This window comes from Streptomyces sp. Mut1, assembly GCF_030719295.1.
Lineage (GTDB): Bacteria > Actinomycetota > Actinomycetes > Streptomycetales > Streptomycetaceae > Streptomyces > Streptomyces castrisilvae.
This window is the reverse complement of record NZ_CP120997.1, coordinates 7,487,725-7,502,114: the sequence shown is the minus strand read 5'-3', so window position 1 is coordinate 7,502,114 and position 14,390 is coordinate 7,487,725. Positions and strand designations below refer to the sequence as shown.

Below are 14,390 nucleotides of genomic sequence, written 5' to 3'. Positions count from 1 at the left end.
CTTCCGCGACCCGCGCGGCGCCCGTACGGTGGGGCCCGCACATCGCTCGGCCGCACATCGGACAGCGGGTTCCGGTCACCGGACAGGCCGCCGGCCCCGTGCCCGGCAGCCGGGCCGGCCGGACCCGAATCACCCACCCCCCACAGGAGTACGCATGGACCGCAGAAGAATCCTTCAGGGCGCCGCGGTGGCCGCGGCGGGAGTACTGCTTCCCCCTTCCGTCCGGGCGACCGCGGCGACGACAGGCGCCACGGACTACCCGTCGGCGCACTGGGTGCCCGCTTCGGCATCCAACTACACGGTCTCCACGCGCCCTTCGGCGTACCCCGTCCAGTACGTCGTCATCCATGTCACGCAGGAGACGTTCTCCGAGACGGTGGCGATCTTCCAGAACCCGGCGAAACAGGTCTCCGCGCACTACCTGGTGCGTTCGGGTGACGGATACATCGACCAGTGCGTGCGGGAGAAGGACGTCGCCTGGCACGCCGGGAACTGGGACTACAACACCCGCAGCATCGGCATCGAGCACGAGGGGTGGGTGGACCAGCCCTCCTACTTCACCGACGCCCTGTACGAGAAGTCGGCACTGCTGACGGCCGACGTCTGCGACCGCTACGGCATCCCCAAGGACCGCGCGCACATCCTCGGCCATGTCGAGGTCCCGGGCACCGACCACACCGACCCGGGCCCGCACTGGGACTGGACCCGCTACATCCGGATGGTCAATCTCCTCAGCGCGGGCTGAGCGCCGCCCGGCGGGCGGGACGGCACGGTCAGCCGGCGCCCCGCCCGCCGCGCCCCTCCCCCGTGACCGGGTAGCGCACGAAGAGAACGCCCTGCACATCGCCGTCGGGGGCGCCGTAGACATGGGGTTCGTCGGCGCTCCACCGCGCCGAGGCTCCGGGCCCGACCGTGCTGAGGTCGCCCGGCCGCCCGACGACCGCGGTGCCGGCCAGCACCATCAGGCTCTCGGACGTACCCGGCACATGGGCCCGGGACTCCTGGACCGCGCCGGCGTGAATGGTCACGCGGAACACATCGGTGACCGCCTCCCCGTCCTCGTACCGCTCCAGCAGGACCGCGGTGACGCCGCTGCCCGAGACACCCGGCCCGTTCCCCGTGCGGATGCCCGGGGGCGCGGGGTCGCTCAGGACCGCGCTGAGCGGGCGGCCGAGGGCGGTGGTCAGGGCGTACAGCGTCTCCAGCGTGGGGTTGCGCCGTCCGCTCTCCAGCTCCGACAGCGTCCCCTTGCCGACCCCGGAGCGCCTGGCCAGTTCCGACAGCGACACGTCCATGCCGCGCCGCAGGGCCCGCAGCCTGCGTCCGACGTCCTCGTTCAGCCCCATCGCCGCCCGCTCCGCTTTCGTGGTTGACGGGCACCGGCCCGTCTCTTTAGTGTTCCACAAACAGAACGTTCCATATACGGAACGCATGCACCGGGAAGTGGCTCACTCATGCTCGCGATCACCCGCATACGTTCGGCCGCACCCCCATCCGCCGTGGCCGCGGGGCTCATCGCCGTCATGGTCGGGGTCACCAGCTCGGCGGCGCTGGTGTTCACCGCCGCGAAGGCCGCCGGGGCCGACGCGCGGGAGATCTCCTCCTGGATGCTCGCCCTCGGCATCGGCCTCGCCTGCACCTGCGCGGGCCTCTCGCTGCGGTACCGGGCTCCGGTCGTGACCGCGTGGTCGACGCCGGGGGCGGCGCTGCTGGCGACCAGCCTGAGCGGGGTCTCCATGCCGCAGGCGGTCGGCGCGTTCATCTTCTCGGGACTGCTCATCCTGGTGAGCGGGGTGACGGGATGGTTCGCCCGGGTCATGAACCGCATTCCCGTGCCGCTGGCCTCCGCCCTGCTCGCCGGGGTACTGCTGCGGTTCGGCACGGGTCTCTTCAGCACCATGCACCACAGCTTCGCCGTCGCGTTCCCGATGTTCGTCGTCTACCTGCTGGGCCGCCGGCTGATGCCCCGTTACGCGGTGCTGCTGGCGCTCGCCGCGGGGGTGGTGGCCACCGTGTTCACCGGAGGCTGGCAGCCCGGCCAGGTCCGGCTCTCGCCGGCCGTACCGGTCTTCACCGCGCCCGAGTTCGACTGGAAGGTGCTCGTCAGCGTCGGCGCGCCGCTGTTCGTCGTCACGATGGCCTCGCAGAACCTCCCCGGCGTCGCCGTGCTGCGCGGCTCCGGATACGACGTGCCGGTCTCCCCGCTCATGACGTGGACGGGCGCGGCCAACGCCGTGCTGGCACCGTTCGGGGCCTTCGGGCTCAACCTCGCCGCCATCACCGCCGCCATCTGCACCGGCGAGGAGGCACACCCGGACCGTGACAAGCGCTATCTGGCAGCCGTCTGGGCCGGGGTCTTCTACCTCTGCGTGGGACTGCTCGGCGCGACCGTCGCCTCGCTCCTCACCGCGATGCCGCAGGAACTCGTCCTGGCGATCGCGGGGATCGGCCTGCTCGCCACGATCGAGTCCTCGCTGGCATCCGCCCTGGCCGACAAGGCGTCACGCGAGGCCGCCGTCGTCACCTTCCTGGCCACCGCCTCGGGCGTGTCCCTGCTGGGCATCGGCTCCGCCTTCTGGGGGCTGCTCGCCGGCCTCGTCACCAGCGCCGTCGCCTCGCTCGGCCGCCCCGCCCGGAGGGAACCCGCACCCGAACCGCGGCCCCGCGAACTCCCCGGGCGCTGACCACTCCCGGGCCGCCGCACGGACACGTGTCCCCTCCCTGGAACACAGTTGCCCCGGGCGCCGGCCGCGGGGTGGGATGGTCACCATGCAGAAAGCGGTCTCTCCACCCTCCGCCGAATCCCTGGCGCCCTTCGACCATCTCGACCACCGCTACCGCGGCGAGCACCCGGTGCGCACCCTCGCACTCCTCTTCCGCCCCGACCGCGGGCGGCTCGCGCTCGCCGTCGTCCTCTTCACCGTGAAGCACAGCCCCATATGGCTGCTGCCGCTGATCACCGCGACCGTCCTGGACGTGGTGGTCCAGCACGGTCCGGAATCCGGCCTGTGGAAGGCCACCGGGCTCCTCCTGTTCATCCTCGTCCTCAACTATCCGCTCCACCAGTGGTATGTGCGATGCCTGGGCGGCAGCGTCCGCCGCATGGGCATCACCCTGCGCTCGGCACTGTGCCGCCGCATGCAGCAGCTGTCCGTCGGCTACCACGCCCGGGTCAGTTCCAGCGTGTTGCAGGCCAAGGTGGTCCGGGACGTCGAGGCGGTGGAGCAGATGATGCAGCAGAGCGCCGACATGGGCCTCGGCGCCGTCGTGACCCTGGTCGGCGGGCTCGTCGTCATCGGCTTCCGGGTCCCCTCGTTCCTGCCCGTCTTCCTGGTCGTCGTCCCCGCCGCGGGGTTCCTCGTGATGAAGCTGCGGGCCCGGCTGCGCAGCCACAACGAGTCCTTCCGCCGCGAGGTCGAGCAGCTCTCCTCCCGCGTCGGCGAGATGACCACCCTCATCCCCATCACCCGCGCCCACGGCCTGGAGCGCACCGCTCTGGGGCGGGTGGACGGCTCGCTGCGGCAGGTGTTCGCCGCCGGACTGCGCCTGGACATGCTCAACGGCCGCTTCGGTTCCCTGGCCTGGGTCCTCCTCAACACGCTCGGTGTGCTGTGCCTGACGGGGTCCGCCCTGGTCGCGTACCACGGCTGGATGCCCGTCACCGCCGGTGATGTGGTCATGCTGAGCGCCTTCTTCACCGTCCTGACCGGCTCGGTGACCACCCTGCTCGGGCTCGCCCCCATCCTCACCAAGGGGCTGGAGTCGGTGCGTTCGGCCGGTGAGGTCCTCCAGGCGCCCGACCTGGAGCACAACGCGGGAAAGGCGCAGGTGGAGCACGTCACCGGCCGGATCGACTTCGAGGACGCCGGATTCGCGTACGACGACGCGGAGCCCGCCGTGGACGGGTTCACGCTCTCGGCGCGGCCGGGCGAGACCATCGCGCTGGTGGGCGCGTCGGGGGCGGGCAAGTCGACCGTCCTCAACCTCCTCATCGGCTTCATCCGTCCGACCTCGGGCCGGATCATGCTGGACGGAGCCGACATGGCCGGGCTCGACCTGCGCAGCTACCGGCGGTTCCTCTCGGTGGTGCCGCAGGAGTCGATCCTCTTCGAGGGCAGCATCCGCGAGAACGTGACGTACGGTCTCGGGGACACCGACGAGGCGACCCTGCTGGCCGCCCTGGAGGACGCCAACGCGATGGAGTTCGTCCGCCGTCTGCCGCACGGCCTGGACACGGTGGTCGGCGAGCGCGGAGCACGTCTGTCGGGTGGTCAGAAGCAGCGCCTCGCCATCGCCAGGGCCCTGATCCGCGACCCCAGGGTCCTGGTGCTCGACGAGGCGACCTCCGCCCTGGACAACCGGTCCGAGGCGCTCGTGCAGGAGGCGCTGTCGCGCCTCGTGCACGGCCGGACCGTCTTCGTCGTCGCCCACCGGCTCTCCACCATCCAGGGCGCCGACCGCATCGTGGTGATGGACGGCGGCCGGATCGCGGAGATGGGTACGCACGAGGAGCTGCTCGGCCGGCACGGGACGTACGCGGGCCTCCAGCCGGCGTTCCCGTGACAGCGGCCGGGCGGGGCCGCCGGGGCGATGACCGTCCCGGTGGCCGCGCACGGCCGGTCACCAGTCGTGGACGGTGCCGTCCCGGAGCCGGTTGACGGGCAGGTAGCTCTGCTCGTACGGGTGCGCCGCCGCCAGTTCCTCGTCCAGTTCGACACCGATTCCGGGTGCCTCGCCGGGATGCAGGTGGCCGTCGGTGAAGGTGTACGCGTGCCGGAACACCTCCTCGGTGAGGGGATTGTGGCCGGAGTACTCCTGGATGCCGAAGTTGTGGACGGCGAGATCGAGATGGACGGCCGCGGCCATCCCGACCGGTGAGATGTCCTCCGGCCCGTGCACCGCGCTCCGGATCTGGTACTGCGCGGCGAAGTCGAAGAGCTTGCGCAGCGGGGTGACGCCGCCGAAGTGGGTGACCGCGCTGCGCACGTAGTCGATCAGCTGCTCGGTGATCAGCGTCCGGTAGTCGTACACGGTGTTGAAGACCTCGCCGATCGCGAGAGGCGTGGTCGTGTGCCTGCGCACCAGCCGAAGCGCCTCCTGGTTCTCGGCGGGTGTGCAGTCCTCCAGCCAGAAGGGGCGGTACGGCTCCAGGTCCTTGCCGAGCCGGGCCGCCTGGACGGGCGTGAGCCGGTGGTGCGCGTCGTGCAGCAGCGGGAGCCCGGCGCCGAACTCGGCGCGGACCGCCTCGAACACGGCCGGTGTGTGCCGCAGATAGGCGTCCGTGTCCCAGTCCTCGACCAGGGGACGGGCCCGCTGGTGGAGGACGGGCGCACCGTGGTCGTCGGTGGCGTGCACCCCGTAGACGGCCCTGAGGCCGGGGATGCCCGTCTGGATGCGGACGGCCGGGTAGCCCTCGGCCAGCCGGGCGCGCACGGAGTCGAGGAGTTCGGGGATGTCGCGGCCGTTGGCGTGGCCGTAGGTGGTGACGCGGTCACGGGAGGCGCCGCCGAGCAGCTGGTAGAGCGGCAGCCCGGCGGCCTTCGCCTTGATGTCCCACAGCGCGACGTCGACGGCGGCGATGGCGGCCATCGTGACGGGGCCGCGCCGCCAGTAGGCGCCCCGGTAGAGGTACTGCCAGGTGTCCTCGACGCGGTGCGGGTCCAGGCCGGTGAGCAGGGGCGCCACATGGTCGGTGAGGTAGCTGACGACGGCGAGTTCCCGGCCGTTGAGCGTGGCGTCGCCGAGACCGGTGAGCCCTTCGTCCGTCGTCAGTTTCAGCGTCACGAAGTTGCGGCCGGGGCTGGTGACGACGACCTTGGCGTCGACGATCCTCATGGTGCTCTCTCCTTCGGGCCGCGACGGGCGGCGGCCCCCGCCATTGTCGGAGGCCGGCCCCCGCGCCGCGCACCTGCCCGTATGGCGGTACGTCACTTCGCCGGGCGCCGCCCGCCGGGACCCGGGGGCCGGCGCTGCATAGAGTGGCGTGCGTGAGCGTGCGCGAGGATGCGGAACGGACGGGCGGACACCGGGCGGGCTACTTGGCCGCGGCCGTCGTCTTCGCCATCGGCATGGCCGGCACCACGCTGCCGACCCCGCTGTACGGGCTCTACCAGAAGGAGATCGGCTTCTCCGAGCTGATGGTGACCGTGGTCTTCGCCGTGTACGCGGTCGCGGTCATCTCGGTCCTCCTGGTGGCGGGCAACTACTCGGACAAGGTGGGGCGCCGGCCCGTACTGCTGGCCGCCATGGCGCTGTCCGCCGCGAGCGCGGGCTGCTTCCTCCTGGAGAGCGGACTGCCACTGCTCTTCGCCGGCCGGGTGCTGTCGGGCGGCGCGGCCGGGCTGCTGAGCGGCGCGGCCACGGCTGCGGTCATCGAGCTGGCGGGCCCGGGGCAGAAGGGGCGCGCGGGTTTCGCGGCCACGGCCGCGAACATGGGCGGGCTGGGCTGCGGGCCGTTGCTGGCCGGGCTGCTGGCCGAGTACACGCCGTGGCCGCTGAGCCTGCCGTTCTGGGTCCATCTGGGCCTGGTCGCGCTGGCCTGCGTCATCATCTGGCGGCTGACGGAGACGGTCGCGGAGCCGAAGCGGTGGCCCCGGCTGGAACCTCAGGGTGTCAGGGTGCCCGCGGAGGTGAAGGGCGTGTTCGTGCCGGCCGCGCTGGCCGCCTTCGCGGGGTTCGCGCTGCTCGGCCTGTTCACGGCGGTCGCGCCGAGCTTCGCGGCCAGGACGCTGGGCGTGCACAACCTGGCGGTGACGGGCGCGGTGGTCTTCTCCGTGTTCTGCGCCTCGACGATCGGCCAGTCACTGGCTCCGGGGATCGGCGCCCGGCGCGCGCTCCCGCTGGGCTGCGCCGTGCTGATCGTCGGGCTCCTGCTGGTCGCCTCGTCGTTGCTGGCGAAGTCGCTGGTCCTGCTCGTCCTGGGCGCCGTCTGCGGGGGGATCGGGCAGGGACTCGCCTTCCGGGCCGCGCTCACCCTGGTCAGTGAGGCCGCCCCGGCCGAGCACCGGGGCGGCACCATCTCGGCGTTCTTCGTCGTCGCGTACGCCGGGATCTCCGTGCCCGTGGTGGGGGTGGGCGCGCTGGCCACCTGGCTGGGTCTGCGCGACGCCGGTCTGGTCTTCACCGGCTGCGTGATCCTGCTGGCGGCGGCCGCCGGTACGTACGCCGCGCTCCGGGCACCGACCCGGGCCTGACGTCCCCGTCAGCCGCACCCCTTCCCGTTGAGGGTGAAGGCGGCCGGGTCCGCCGCCGGGGCGCCGTTCGCCTGGAGCCCGAATGAGACGCTGCCGCCCGCCGCGACGGACGCGTTGTGCGCGGCGCCCGTCACGGTGACCCGGGTGCCGGCCTGCGCGGCGGTCGCGTTCCAGGCGTTGGTGACGCTCTCGCCTCCCTGGAAGTCGAATCCCAGTTGCCGGCCGTCGAGCGGCGTCGGCCCGGTGTTCTTCACCGTCACGTCGGCGGTGAAACCGGTGCCCCGGGCCTGGCGCGGTTGCGGCAGAACGCCCTGGTGCGATGAGCGGTCCCGGAACCCGGGGAGGATCGCGTCGGCCGTGCTCGCCGCCCACGGCGGGGCCGCCCGGAGCAGGGGCGTTCGGCCGCGCGGAGGTGTGCGTCGGACTCAGGCGAGGGCGGTGTCCCCGGTGTCGGCCGGTGCCGCCTCCATGAGTGCGAACCAGGCGGTCTTGCCCTCGGGTTCGGGCCGTACGCCCCACTGGTGGGCGAGGATGTCCAGGAGCAGCAGTCCGCGCCCCGAGGAGGCGAGTTCGCCGGGGGTGCGCTGGTGGGGCAGTTCGTCGCCGCGGTCCATGACCTCGACAAGCAGCCTGCGTGTGCCCGTCTCCCCGGTGACGGTGGCGTTGAGGGCGCCGTCCTGGTCGGTGTGCACGAGGACGTTGCCGAGAAGTTCGGTCGCCAGGAGCACGGCGGTGTCCACCTGGTCCGGCCGCGCCCAGTCGTGCAGCAGCGCCTTCAGTTCGGCCCGCGCCTCGGCCAGCCCCTCGCCCTGGTCCTGGCCCACGGTGAGCATCAGCCGGCGCTGGCTGACCTCGGCGCGTACGTGTCCGGCGTCGCGCCGCAGCAGCAGGAGGGCGATGTCGTCGCCGTCCCGCGCGGCCGCGCCCTCCCGGCCGCCGGGCCCGGGGCTGAGCACGGCGGCCATGAGCCGGTCGGCCATCGCCTCCAGGTCGTCGACGGGACCGGGTGCGAACGCGTCGCGGACCCGCACCCAGCCGGTGTACATGTCATGGCCACCGTTCTCGATGAACCCGTCCGTGCACAGCATGAGGATCTCGCCCTCGTGCAGGCGCACGGTGTCGACGGGGTAGTCCTCCTCGCCGGGCATGAGTCCGAGTGGCAGCCCGCCGCTGACGTGTTTGAGCACACAGGTGCCGTCGGGCATGCGCAGGACGGGGTGCGGGTGGCCGGCCCGCGCGATGTGCAGGTTTCCGGTGGAGGGGTCGGCCTCGATGTAGAGGCAGGTCGCGAAGCGGTCCTCGTCCAGGGTGGTCAGGAAGCGCGAGGCACGGGCCAGCACCGCGTCGGGGCCGTGCCCCTCGGCGGCGTACGCGTGGACGGCGGTCCTGAGCTGGGCCATCAGCCCGGCGGCGTGCACATCGTGCCCCTGGACGTCGCCGATGACGACGGCCATCCGGCCGTTCGGCAGGTCGATGCTGTCGTACCAGTCGCCGCCGACCATGAGGCCGCCGCCGGTCGGCACGTAGCGGGTGGCGACGCTCAGTCCGGTCGGGGCGGCGCCCGCGGTGTGCATGCTGCGGCGCAGACCGCGGGAGAGTTCGAGCTCGGCCCGGGTGGCGCGGGCGCGTTCGAGGACCTGGGCGATCATGCGTCCGGTCACGGTCAGCAGCGAGCGCTCGCCGGCGGTGAAGGTCAGCGGCGAGCGGAAGGCGGCCAGCCAGACCCCGACGACGCGGCCGGCGGTGACGAGCGGCAGGAACGCCCATGCCTCGCGGCTCTTGCGGGAGGACAGGTGCCAGGTCGCGGGGAAGCGGCGGCGGTACTCGTCGGTGGAGCCGAGGAAGACGGCGCGCCCGGTCCTGGCCACCTCGGCCGCCGGGTAGCCGGTGGTCATCGGCATGCGGAAGCCCCGGCCCGGCCCTCCGGGGCGGAATCCGTACTGCCCGAGGGCGGTCAGGTTCCCGTCGGCGACGCCGAACACGCACTGTCCGTCCAGCGGGAAGTCGGGGGCGTACAGTCCGGCCGCCAGCCGCAGCGCCTCGTCCAGGGTGTCGGCCTCGGCCACCGCGTGCCCGGCCGAGAGCAGCAGGGAGTCGCGGCGCCTGCCCTCCTCCGGCGTACCGTCGGCCCTGGCCACGTCGTCCGGTCCCGGAAGACGCGCCGGGCCGGAGCCGGACGCCTCCATCCGGTTCAGCGCCTCGATCTGGCGCAGCTCGGCCTCGAACGCGTCGGTCGGTGGCTCATGCCTTTCACCACCCATCCGGCTTCCCTTCGTCCCGATGTCGTCGCCGACTGTTCGTTCCATGCTCCGACGGGAGAGCCGGGTCCGCAGTACGAGACATCGTCGGCCGGCCGCCCCGGAGGTGTGCCGTACGGGGCGGCCGGCGGGAGCCGGGGGTGGCCCGTCCTCACGGGCCGCAGGCGGGTGAAACGCCGGATCGACAGGGCTCGGTCGGGGCTGAACGGGAAGGGTTCAGGGGCTACCGGTAAGCCGCTGACCTGCGTACATCACTGAAGTCGATGGCCCGGTCGGCCTCGCGCATGGTCTCCTCAGCCACCCGCCGCACCTCGGCCGGCACATCCCCGTGTTCCTCCACGAGACCGGCGTAGATCGGTGCTTCGGAACTGTCTGTGAAACTCACGTCGAACTGCCTCAATCGGTCGTGTCTGCCGTGGTCCGGCCGGAAACAGGGGCCGATTCTACGCAGGTCCGTGCCATGCTCCGCACCGGGCACCGGAAGAGTTGACCTCAAGTTCGATTGAGCTTTTAGCGTTCTTCCTGTGCCCCGGGTCCGCCGTCCGGCCGGCCCTGGGCCGACCCGACCCGCCCTGCCCCGGAGGCACCGCATGAGTATGGAAGTCACCGCCTGGTCGTCGCTGCACAGCGCGATGAACGCGCAAGCGGACCACAGGCCGTTCTCCCGGGCCACCGTGCGCCGGATCGCGTCCTTCGCCCGGCCCCGCCGCCGTGCGCTCTACCGCTTCCTGCTGCTCAGCGTGGTCACCGCGCTGCTGGCCGTGGCGACGCCGCTGCTTGCGGGCCGGGTGGTCGACGCGATCGTGCAGGGCAAGGAGAGCGGGACGGTGGTCCGTCTCGCCCTGCTGATCGCCGTGATCGCCGTGGCCGAGGCGGGGCTCGGCCTGCTGACCCGCCTGCTGTCGGCGACGCTCGGCGAGGGCCTGATCCTGGATCTGCGCACGGCGGTCTTCGACCACGTCCAGCGGATGCCGGTCGCCTTCTTCACGCGGACCCGGACCGGGGCGCTGGTGAGCCGGCTCAACAACGATGTGATCGGGGCGCAGCGGGCGTTCAGCAACACCCTTTCGGGGGTGGTCTCCAATCTGGTGACGCTGGTGCTGACGCTCGCGGTGATGCTGACCATCTCCTGGCAGATCACGCTGCTCGCGCTCGTCCTGCTGCCGGTGTTCGTCGTCCCGGCGCGGCGGATGGGTTCCCGGATGGCCCGCATGCAGCGCGAGGCGGCCGCGCACAACGCGGCGATGGGCACGCAGATGACCGAGCGCTTCTCGGCTCCGGGCGCGACCCTGGTGAAGCTCTTCGGTCGGCCCGCGGACGAGTCCGCCGAGTTCGCCGCCCGCGCCGGCCGGGTACGGGACATCGGCATCCGTACGGCGATGGCGCAGTCCACGTTCATCACGGCGCTGACCCTGGTCTCCGCGCTGGCGCTGGCACTCGTCTACGGGCTGGGCGGGTACTACGCGCTGCGCGGCAGCCTGGAGCCGGGCGCGGTCGTGACGCTGGCACTGCTGCTGACCCGGCTCTACGCCCCGCTGACGGCGCTGGCCGGTGCGCGGGTCGAGGTGATGAGCGCGCTGGTGAGCTTCGAGCGGGTCTTCGAGATCCTGGATCTGAAGCCGCTGATCGCCGAGAAGCCGGAGGCCCGCAGGGTGCCCGAGGGGCCGGTGTCCGTGGAGTTCGACGGTGTCTCCTTCGGCTATCCGTCCGCCGACAAGGTCTCGCTCGCCTCGCTGGAGGAGGTCGCGACGCTGGACTCCCGGGGCGGTACGCGGGTGCTGCACGATGTCTCCTTCCGGGCCGAGCCCGGCCGGATGGTCGCCCTGGTCGGCTCGTCGGGCGCCGGCAAGTCCACGATCGCCCAGTTGCTGCCCCGGCTGTACGACACCGACGAGGGAGCGGTGCGGCTCAGTGGTGTGGACGTACGCGATCTGACCGCCGAGTCGATCCGCGAGACCCTCGGCATGGTCACCCAGGACGGGCACCTCTTCCATGAATCGGTGCGCGCCAACCTGCTGCTGGCGAGGCCGGGCGCGACCGAGGACGAGATCTGGGACGCGCTGCGGCGCTCCCGTCTCGACGGGCTGGTGGCCTCGCTGCCCGACGGGCTCGACACGGTCGTCGGCGAACGCGGCTACCGGCTCTCCGGCGGTGAGCGCCAGCGGCTGACCATCGCCCGGCTGCTGCTGGCCCAACAGCGCGTGGTCATCCTGGACGAGGCGACCGCGCACCTGGACTCCACGTCCGAGGCGGTCGTGCAGGAGGCCCTGGCCGAGGCGCTGGAGGGGCGCACCGCCGTGGTGATCGCCCACCGGCTCTCGACGGTGCGGGCCGCCGATCTGATCCTGGTCGTGGAGGAGGGCCGGGTCATCGAACGCGGGACACACACCGAGCTGCTGGCGGCGGGCGGCCGCTACGAGGAGTTGTACCGCACCCAGTTCGCGTCGCCCGAGGGCCGGGAGCCGGCGGAGGAAGAGGAAGAGGGCCGGCAGGAGCCCGTGCGGTCCGTCTGAGGCGGGCAGAGGTGTGTCGCCGGGACCCGGCGGGTGAAGAATGGGGCCCCGGCGGCACTACTGCGATCGGGCGAAGGCGGCATGGACTCTTTTGACTTGGGGCGTCTGACGGACCACGACTTCGAGGTCGTCTGCCGCGACCTGTTCGGCGAGATCCTCGGCGTTCCGCTGGAGCTGTTCCCGCGCGGCCGGGACCGGGGCATCGATCTGCGGCACACCGCCGCGGACGGCACCACCACCGTCGTCCAGTGCAAGCACTGGCTCAGGGGCACCCAGGCGACGCTGACGACGCGTCTGGTCAAGGACGAGCTGCGCAAGGTCGTCGCGCTGAAGCCGGACCGGTATCTCATCGCCACGAGCGTGGGTCTGACCGTGGACGGCAAGGAGAAGATCCGGGACGCCTTCACTCCGTATGTACGCACCACCGGCGACCTCTACGGGCTGGACGACATCGTCGCGGAACTGCGGAACAGGCCGGCGCTGGTCCGGCGCCACTTCCGTCTCTGGCTGAGCAGCACCGCCGTACTGCAGACGGTGCTGAACCAGGAGAAGTACGTGCGCTCCTCCTGGCTGGCCAAGCGGATTCCGCGCGCGGCGGAGACCTTCGTACCGCACGAGGGTTTCGAGCGGGCGCGGGCGATCCTCGACGTGCAGCGAGTGTGTGTCATCTCCGGGATTCCGGGCGTGGGCAAGACGACGGTGGCCCTGATGCTCGCGGCCTGGCTCATGGGCGACGGGTACGAGGTGCACGAGATCTCCCAGGACGCCGAGGAGATCACCACGCTGTGGCGCGAGGGCACGCCCCAGCTCTTTCTGTACGACGACTTCCTCGGCCGGACGACGCTGGAGTCCCAGCTCAACAAGAACGAGGACGCCCGCCTCATCGACATCATCCGCGCGATCCGGGAAGCCCCGGACAAGGCCCTGGTGATGACGACCCGTGACTACATCCGGGAACACGCGCTCCTGAAGCACGAACGGCTGGGTTCCCCGGACGTGTCCGAGGCGACCAGCGTCGTCCACCTCACCGACCTGGGCCTCGGCGTCAGGGGCCGGATCCTCTACAACCACGTCCACCGGGCCCGGCTGCCCGCCGAGCGGAAACACCCCTTCGTCGACCCGGCCGTGTGGCAGCCGATCGTCCAGCACCGCAACTTCAGTCCGCGGCTGATCGAGGAGACCCTGCGGCTCGCCCCGGTCAGGGAGCAGGATGTCGCGGCCGCGGTGCTGAAGAACCTGGACGACCCCCGGCGCGTCTGGGAGCGGATCGTCGAGAACGACCTCACGGACGAGGCCGTTCATCTGCTCGAAGTCCTCTTCACCTTCCGTACGGTGGCAACGGACACCCTCCAGGAGTCCTGGACGTGGTACCGCAGGGAAATGGACCTGGAGGCGGATGCCCGGACCTTCCGCAGGGCGCTGCAGGTACTGGACGGCACGATGATCGCGGTCGACGAACACGGGGTGTCCTTCCACAACCCGTCCATCGCGGACTACCTCCGGTTCCACCTCGGCGACGGCCGGGCGCGGATGCGCGAACTCCTCGGCGCGCTGGTCGATCCGGTGCAGATCCACAGCCTGACCGAGGCGGCCGGATTGCCGGACGGAGCCGGCATCCTGGCGCAGCTCCGGGCCGAAGCCGATCGGACGGCGGCCGCGGTGGAGGAGACGGCGGAGTTCGTGGAGTGGTCCCCCTCCCCCGGGGAAGAGAGCGAGGCGTCCCATCTCCAGTGGGTCCTGGAGGTGGCCGAGCTCCTGGACTCGGCCCCGCTGGCGTCGTATGTGGCGAAGGAGGCGGGCATCGGCCCCTGGCACGGTGAGCATGTCGAGCACCTCGTGGCGCTGGTGCGCGCCGTGGATCACAGCCGGCTGATTCCGCAGGAGGACGCGGAACGTCTCGCCGGGGAAGTGGCACAGGGGATCCGGCTCGATCTGGCGGAGCGGCTGGAGGCCGACGACTGGTACGGGGCCATCGGTCTCTACCAGGAGCTCGAGGAGATTCCCCTGGGCTCGCTCGGGGGGTCTCTGCTGGACTCCCTGGTGGAGTGTGCGCTGCGCGAGGTTCACAGGCTCGCCGGGCAGGACCGCTCCGGTGTCGACAGCGGCCGGGTGTATGTGCTGGACCAGCTGCTGGAGTTCCTGTTCGAGCAGGGCTACGAGGGCGGCACCGGGGACGGGGCCGATGAGGCCGACGAGGACATCGCCGCCGTCCGGGAGCTGACGGAACAGCTCAGGGCGCCCCGCAGCACGCGACGGTTCGTGCCCTGGGAGGAGACCGCCGCTCCGGGCCCGTACACCGACGAGCTGCGGGACCGGCAGCTCGTCGCCGAGCTGATGAAGGGGCTGACCGACCCGGATGTCACGCCCGGGGAATAGGTGAGGCCCCCGGTCCCTGCGGGCCGGGGGCACAGCATCCGTGCTCCGCG

Annotated in this window: 11 protein-coding genes; 6 read left to right on the top strand and 5 right to left on the bottom strand. The window is 71.8% G+C overall.

Annotated features, from left to right (window positions below; all coding sequences use genetic code 11):
- Positions 1 to 154 precede the first annotated feature (154 nt).
- Entirely contained in the window at positions 155 to 745 is a 591-nt protein-coding gene (locus tag P8A18_RS32480) for an N-acetylmuramoyl-L-alanine amidase (RefSeq protein ID WP_306060398.1), read from the top strand.
- Positions 746 to 773: 28 nt separating this feature from the next.
- Here the strand turns inward: P8A18_RS32480 and P8A18_RS32475 are convergent, their stop codons facing one another.
- Positions 774 to 1,346 carry a helix-turn-helix domain-containing protein gene (locus tag P8A18_RS32475; RefSeq protein ID WP_306060396.1) on the bottom strand — a complete coding sequence of 191 codons (573 nt, stop codon included), beginning with the start codon at positions 1,344 to 1,346 and terminating at the stop codon, positions 774 to 776.
- Positions 1,347 to 1,454: 108 nt separating this feature from the next.
- Between P8A18_RS32475 and P8A18_RS32470 the strand changes: the two genes are divergently transcribed.
- Together P8A18_RS32470 and P8A18_RS32465 are read left to right on the top strand one after the other, a co-directional pair.
- On the top strand, positions 1,455 to 2,684 hold the full coding sequence (locus P8A18_RS32470) for a benzoate/H(+) symporter BenE family transporter (protein ID WP_306060394.1): 1,230 nt from the start codon (positions 1,455 to 1,457) through the stop codon (positions 2,682 to 2,684).
- Between the two features lie 85 nt (positions 2,685 to 2,769).
- On the top strand, positions 2,770 to 4,563 hold the full coding sequence (locus P8A18_RS32465; RefSeq protein ID WP_306060392.1) for an ABC transporter ATP-binding protein: 1,794 nt from the start codon (positions 2,770 to 2,772) through the stop codon (positions 4,561 to 4,563).
- 57 nt (positions 4,564 to 4,620) lie between these two features.
- Here the strand turns inward: P8A18_RS32465 and manD are convergent, their stop codons facing one another.
- Positions 4,621 to 5,835: a D-mannonate dehydratase ManD gene (gene manD, locus P8A18_RS32460; protein ID WP_306060390.1), complete on the bottom strand. Its 1,215-nt coding sequence runs from the start codon at positions 5,833 to 5,835 to the stop codon at positions 4,621 to 4,623.
- Between the two features lie 152 nt (positions 5,836 to 5,987).
- Here manD and P8A18_RS32455 point away from each other — a divergent pair, with 152 nt between their 5' ends.
- Positions 5,988 to 7,193: an MFS transporter gene (locus tag P8A18_RS32455; protein ID WP_306060388.1), complete on the top strand. Its 1,206-nt coding sequence runs from the start codon at positions 5,988 to 5,990 to the stop codon at positions 7,191 to 7,193.
- A gap of 8 nt (positions 7,194 to 7,201) precedes the next feature.
- On the opposite strand, the gene P8A18_RS32450 is transcribed toward P8A18_RS32455, so the two are convergent.
- The 3 genes from P8A18_RS32450 to P8A18_RS32440 all read right to left on the bottom strand — a co-directional run bounded on the left by P8A18_RS32450 (position 7,202) and on the right by P8A18_RS32440 (position 9,836).
- Positions 7,202 to 7,453, bottom strand: coding sequence for a cellulose binding domain-containing protein (locus tag P8A18_RS32450; RefSeq protein ID WP_371933742.1), 252 nt, complete (start codon positions 7,451 to 7,453; stop codon positions 7,202 to 7,204).
- 165 nt (positions 7,454 to 7,618) lie between these two features.
- Entirely contained in the window at positions 7,619 to 9,454 is a 1,836-nt protein-coding gene (locus P8A18_RS32445; protein ID WP_306061283.1) for an ATP-binding SpoIIE family protein phosphatase, read from the bottom strand.
- A gap of 220 nt (positions 9,455 to 9,674) precedes the next feature.
- The gene (locus P8A18_RS32440; protein ID WP_168712285.1) at positions 9,675 to 9,836 is read right to left on the bottom strand and encodes a hypothetical protein; all 162 of its coding nucleotides are present in this window, start codon (positions 9,834 to 9,836) and stop codon (positions 9,675 to 9,677) included.
- Between the two features lie 205 nt (positions 9,837 to 10,041).
- Between P8A18_RS32440 and P8A18_RS32435 the strand changes: the two genes are divergently transcribed.
- The gene (locus tag P8A18_RS32435; protein ID WP_306060386.1) at positions 10,042 to 11,964 is read left to right on the top strand and encodes an ABC transporter ATP-binding protein; all 1,923 of its coding nucleotides are present in this window, start codon (positions 10,042 to 10,044) and stop codon (positions 11,962 to 11,964) included.
- A 96-nt stretch (positions 11,965 to 12,060) separates the two neighbouring features.
- Positions 12,061 to 14,340 carry an nSTAND3 domain-containing NTPase gene (locus P8A18_RS32430; RefSeq protein ID WP_306060384.1) on the top strand — a complete coding sequence of 760 codons (2,280 nt, stop codon included), beginning with the start codon at positions 12,061 to 12,063 and terminating at the stop codon, positions 14,338 to 14,340.
- Positions 14,341 to 14,390: the final 50 nt, after the last annotated feature.

What these genes read in the sequence shown, in the direction of transcription:
- P8A18_RS32480 (WP_306060398.1), top strand. Translation starts at nt 155, where the DNA reads ATGGACCGCAGAAGAATCCTTCAGGGCGCCGCGGTGGCCGCGGCGGGA.
- P8A18_RS32445 (WP_306061283.1), bottom strand. Translation starts at nt 9,454, where the DNA reads ATGGGTGGTGAAAGGCATGAGCCACCGACCGACGCGTTCGAGGCCGAG.
- P8A18_RS32435 (WP_306060386.1), top strand. Translation starts at nt 10,042, where the DNA reads ATGAGTATGGAAGTCACCGCCTGGTCGTCGCTGCACAGCGCGATGAAC.
- P8A18_RS32475 (WP_306060396.1), bottom strand. Translation starts at nt 1,346, where the DNA reads ATGGGGCTGAACGAGGACGTCGGACGCAGGCTGCGGGCCCTGCGGCGC.
- P8A18_RS32465 (WP_306060392.1), top strand. Translation starts at nt 2,770, where the DNA reads ATGCAGAAAGCGGTCTCTCCACCCTCCGCCGAATCCCTGGCGCCCTTC.
- P8A18_RS32470 (WP_306060394.1), top strand. Translation starts at nt 1,455, where the DNA reads ATGCTCGCGATCACCCGCATACGTTCGGCCGCACCCCCATCCGCCGTG.
- manD (WP_306060390.1), bottom strand. Translation starts at nt 5,835, where the DNA reads ATGAGGATCGTCGACGCCAAGGTCGTCGTCACCAGCCCCGGCCGCAAC.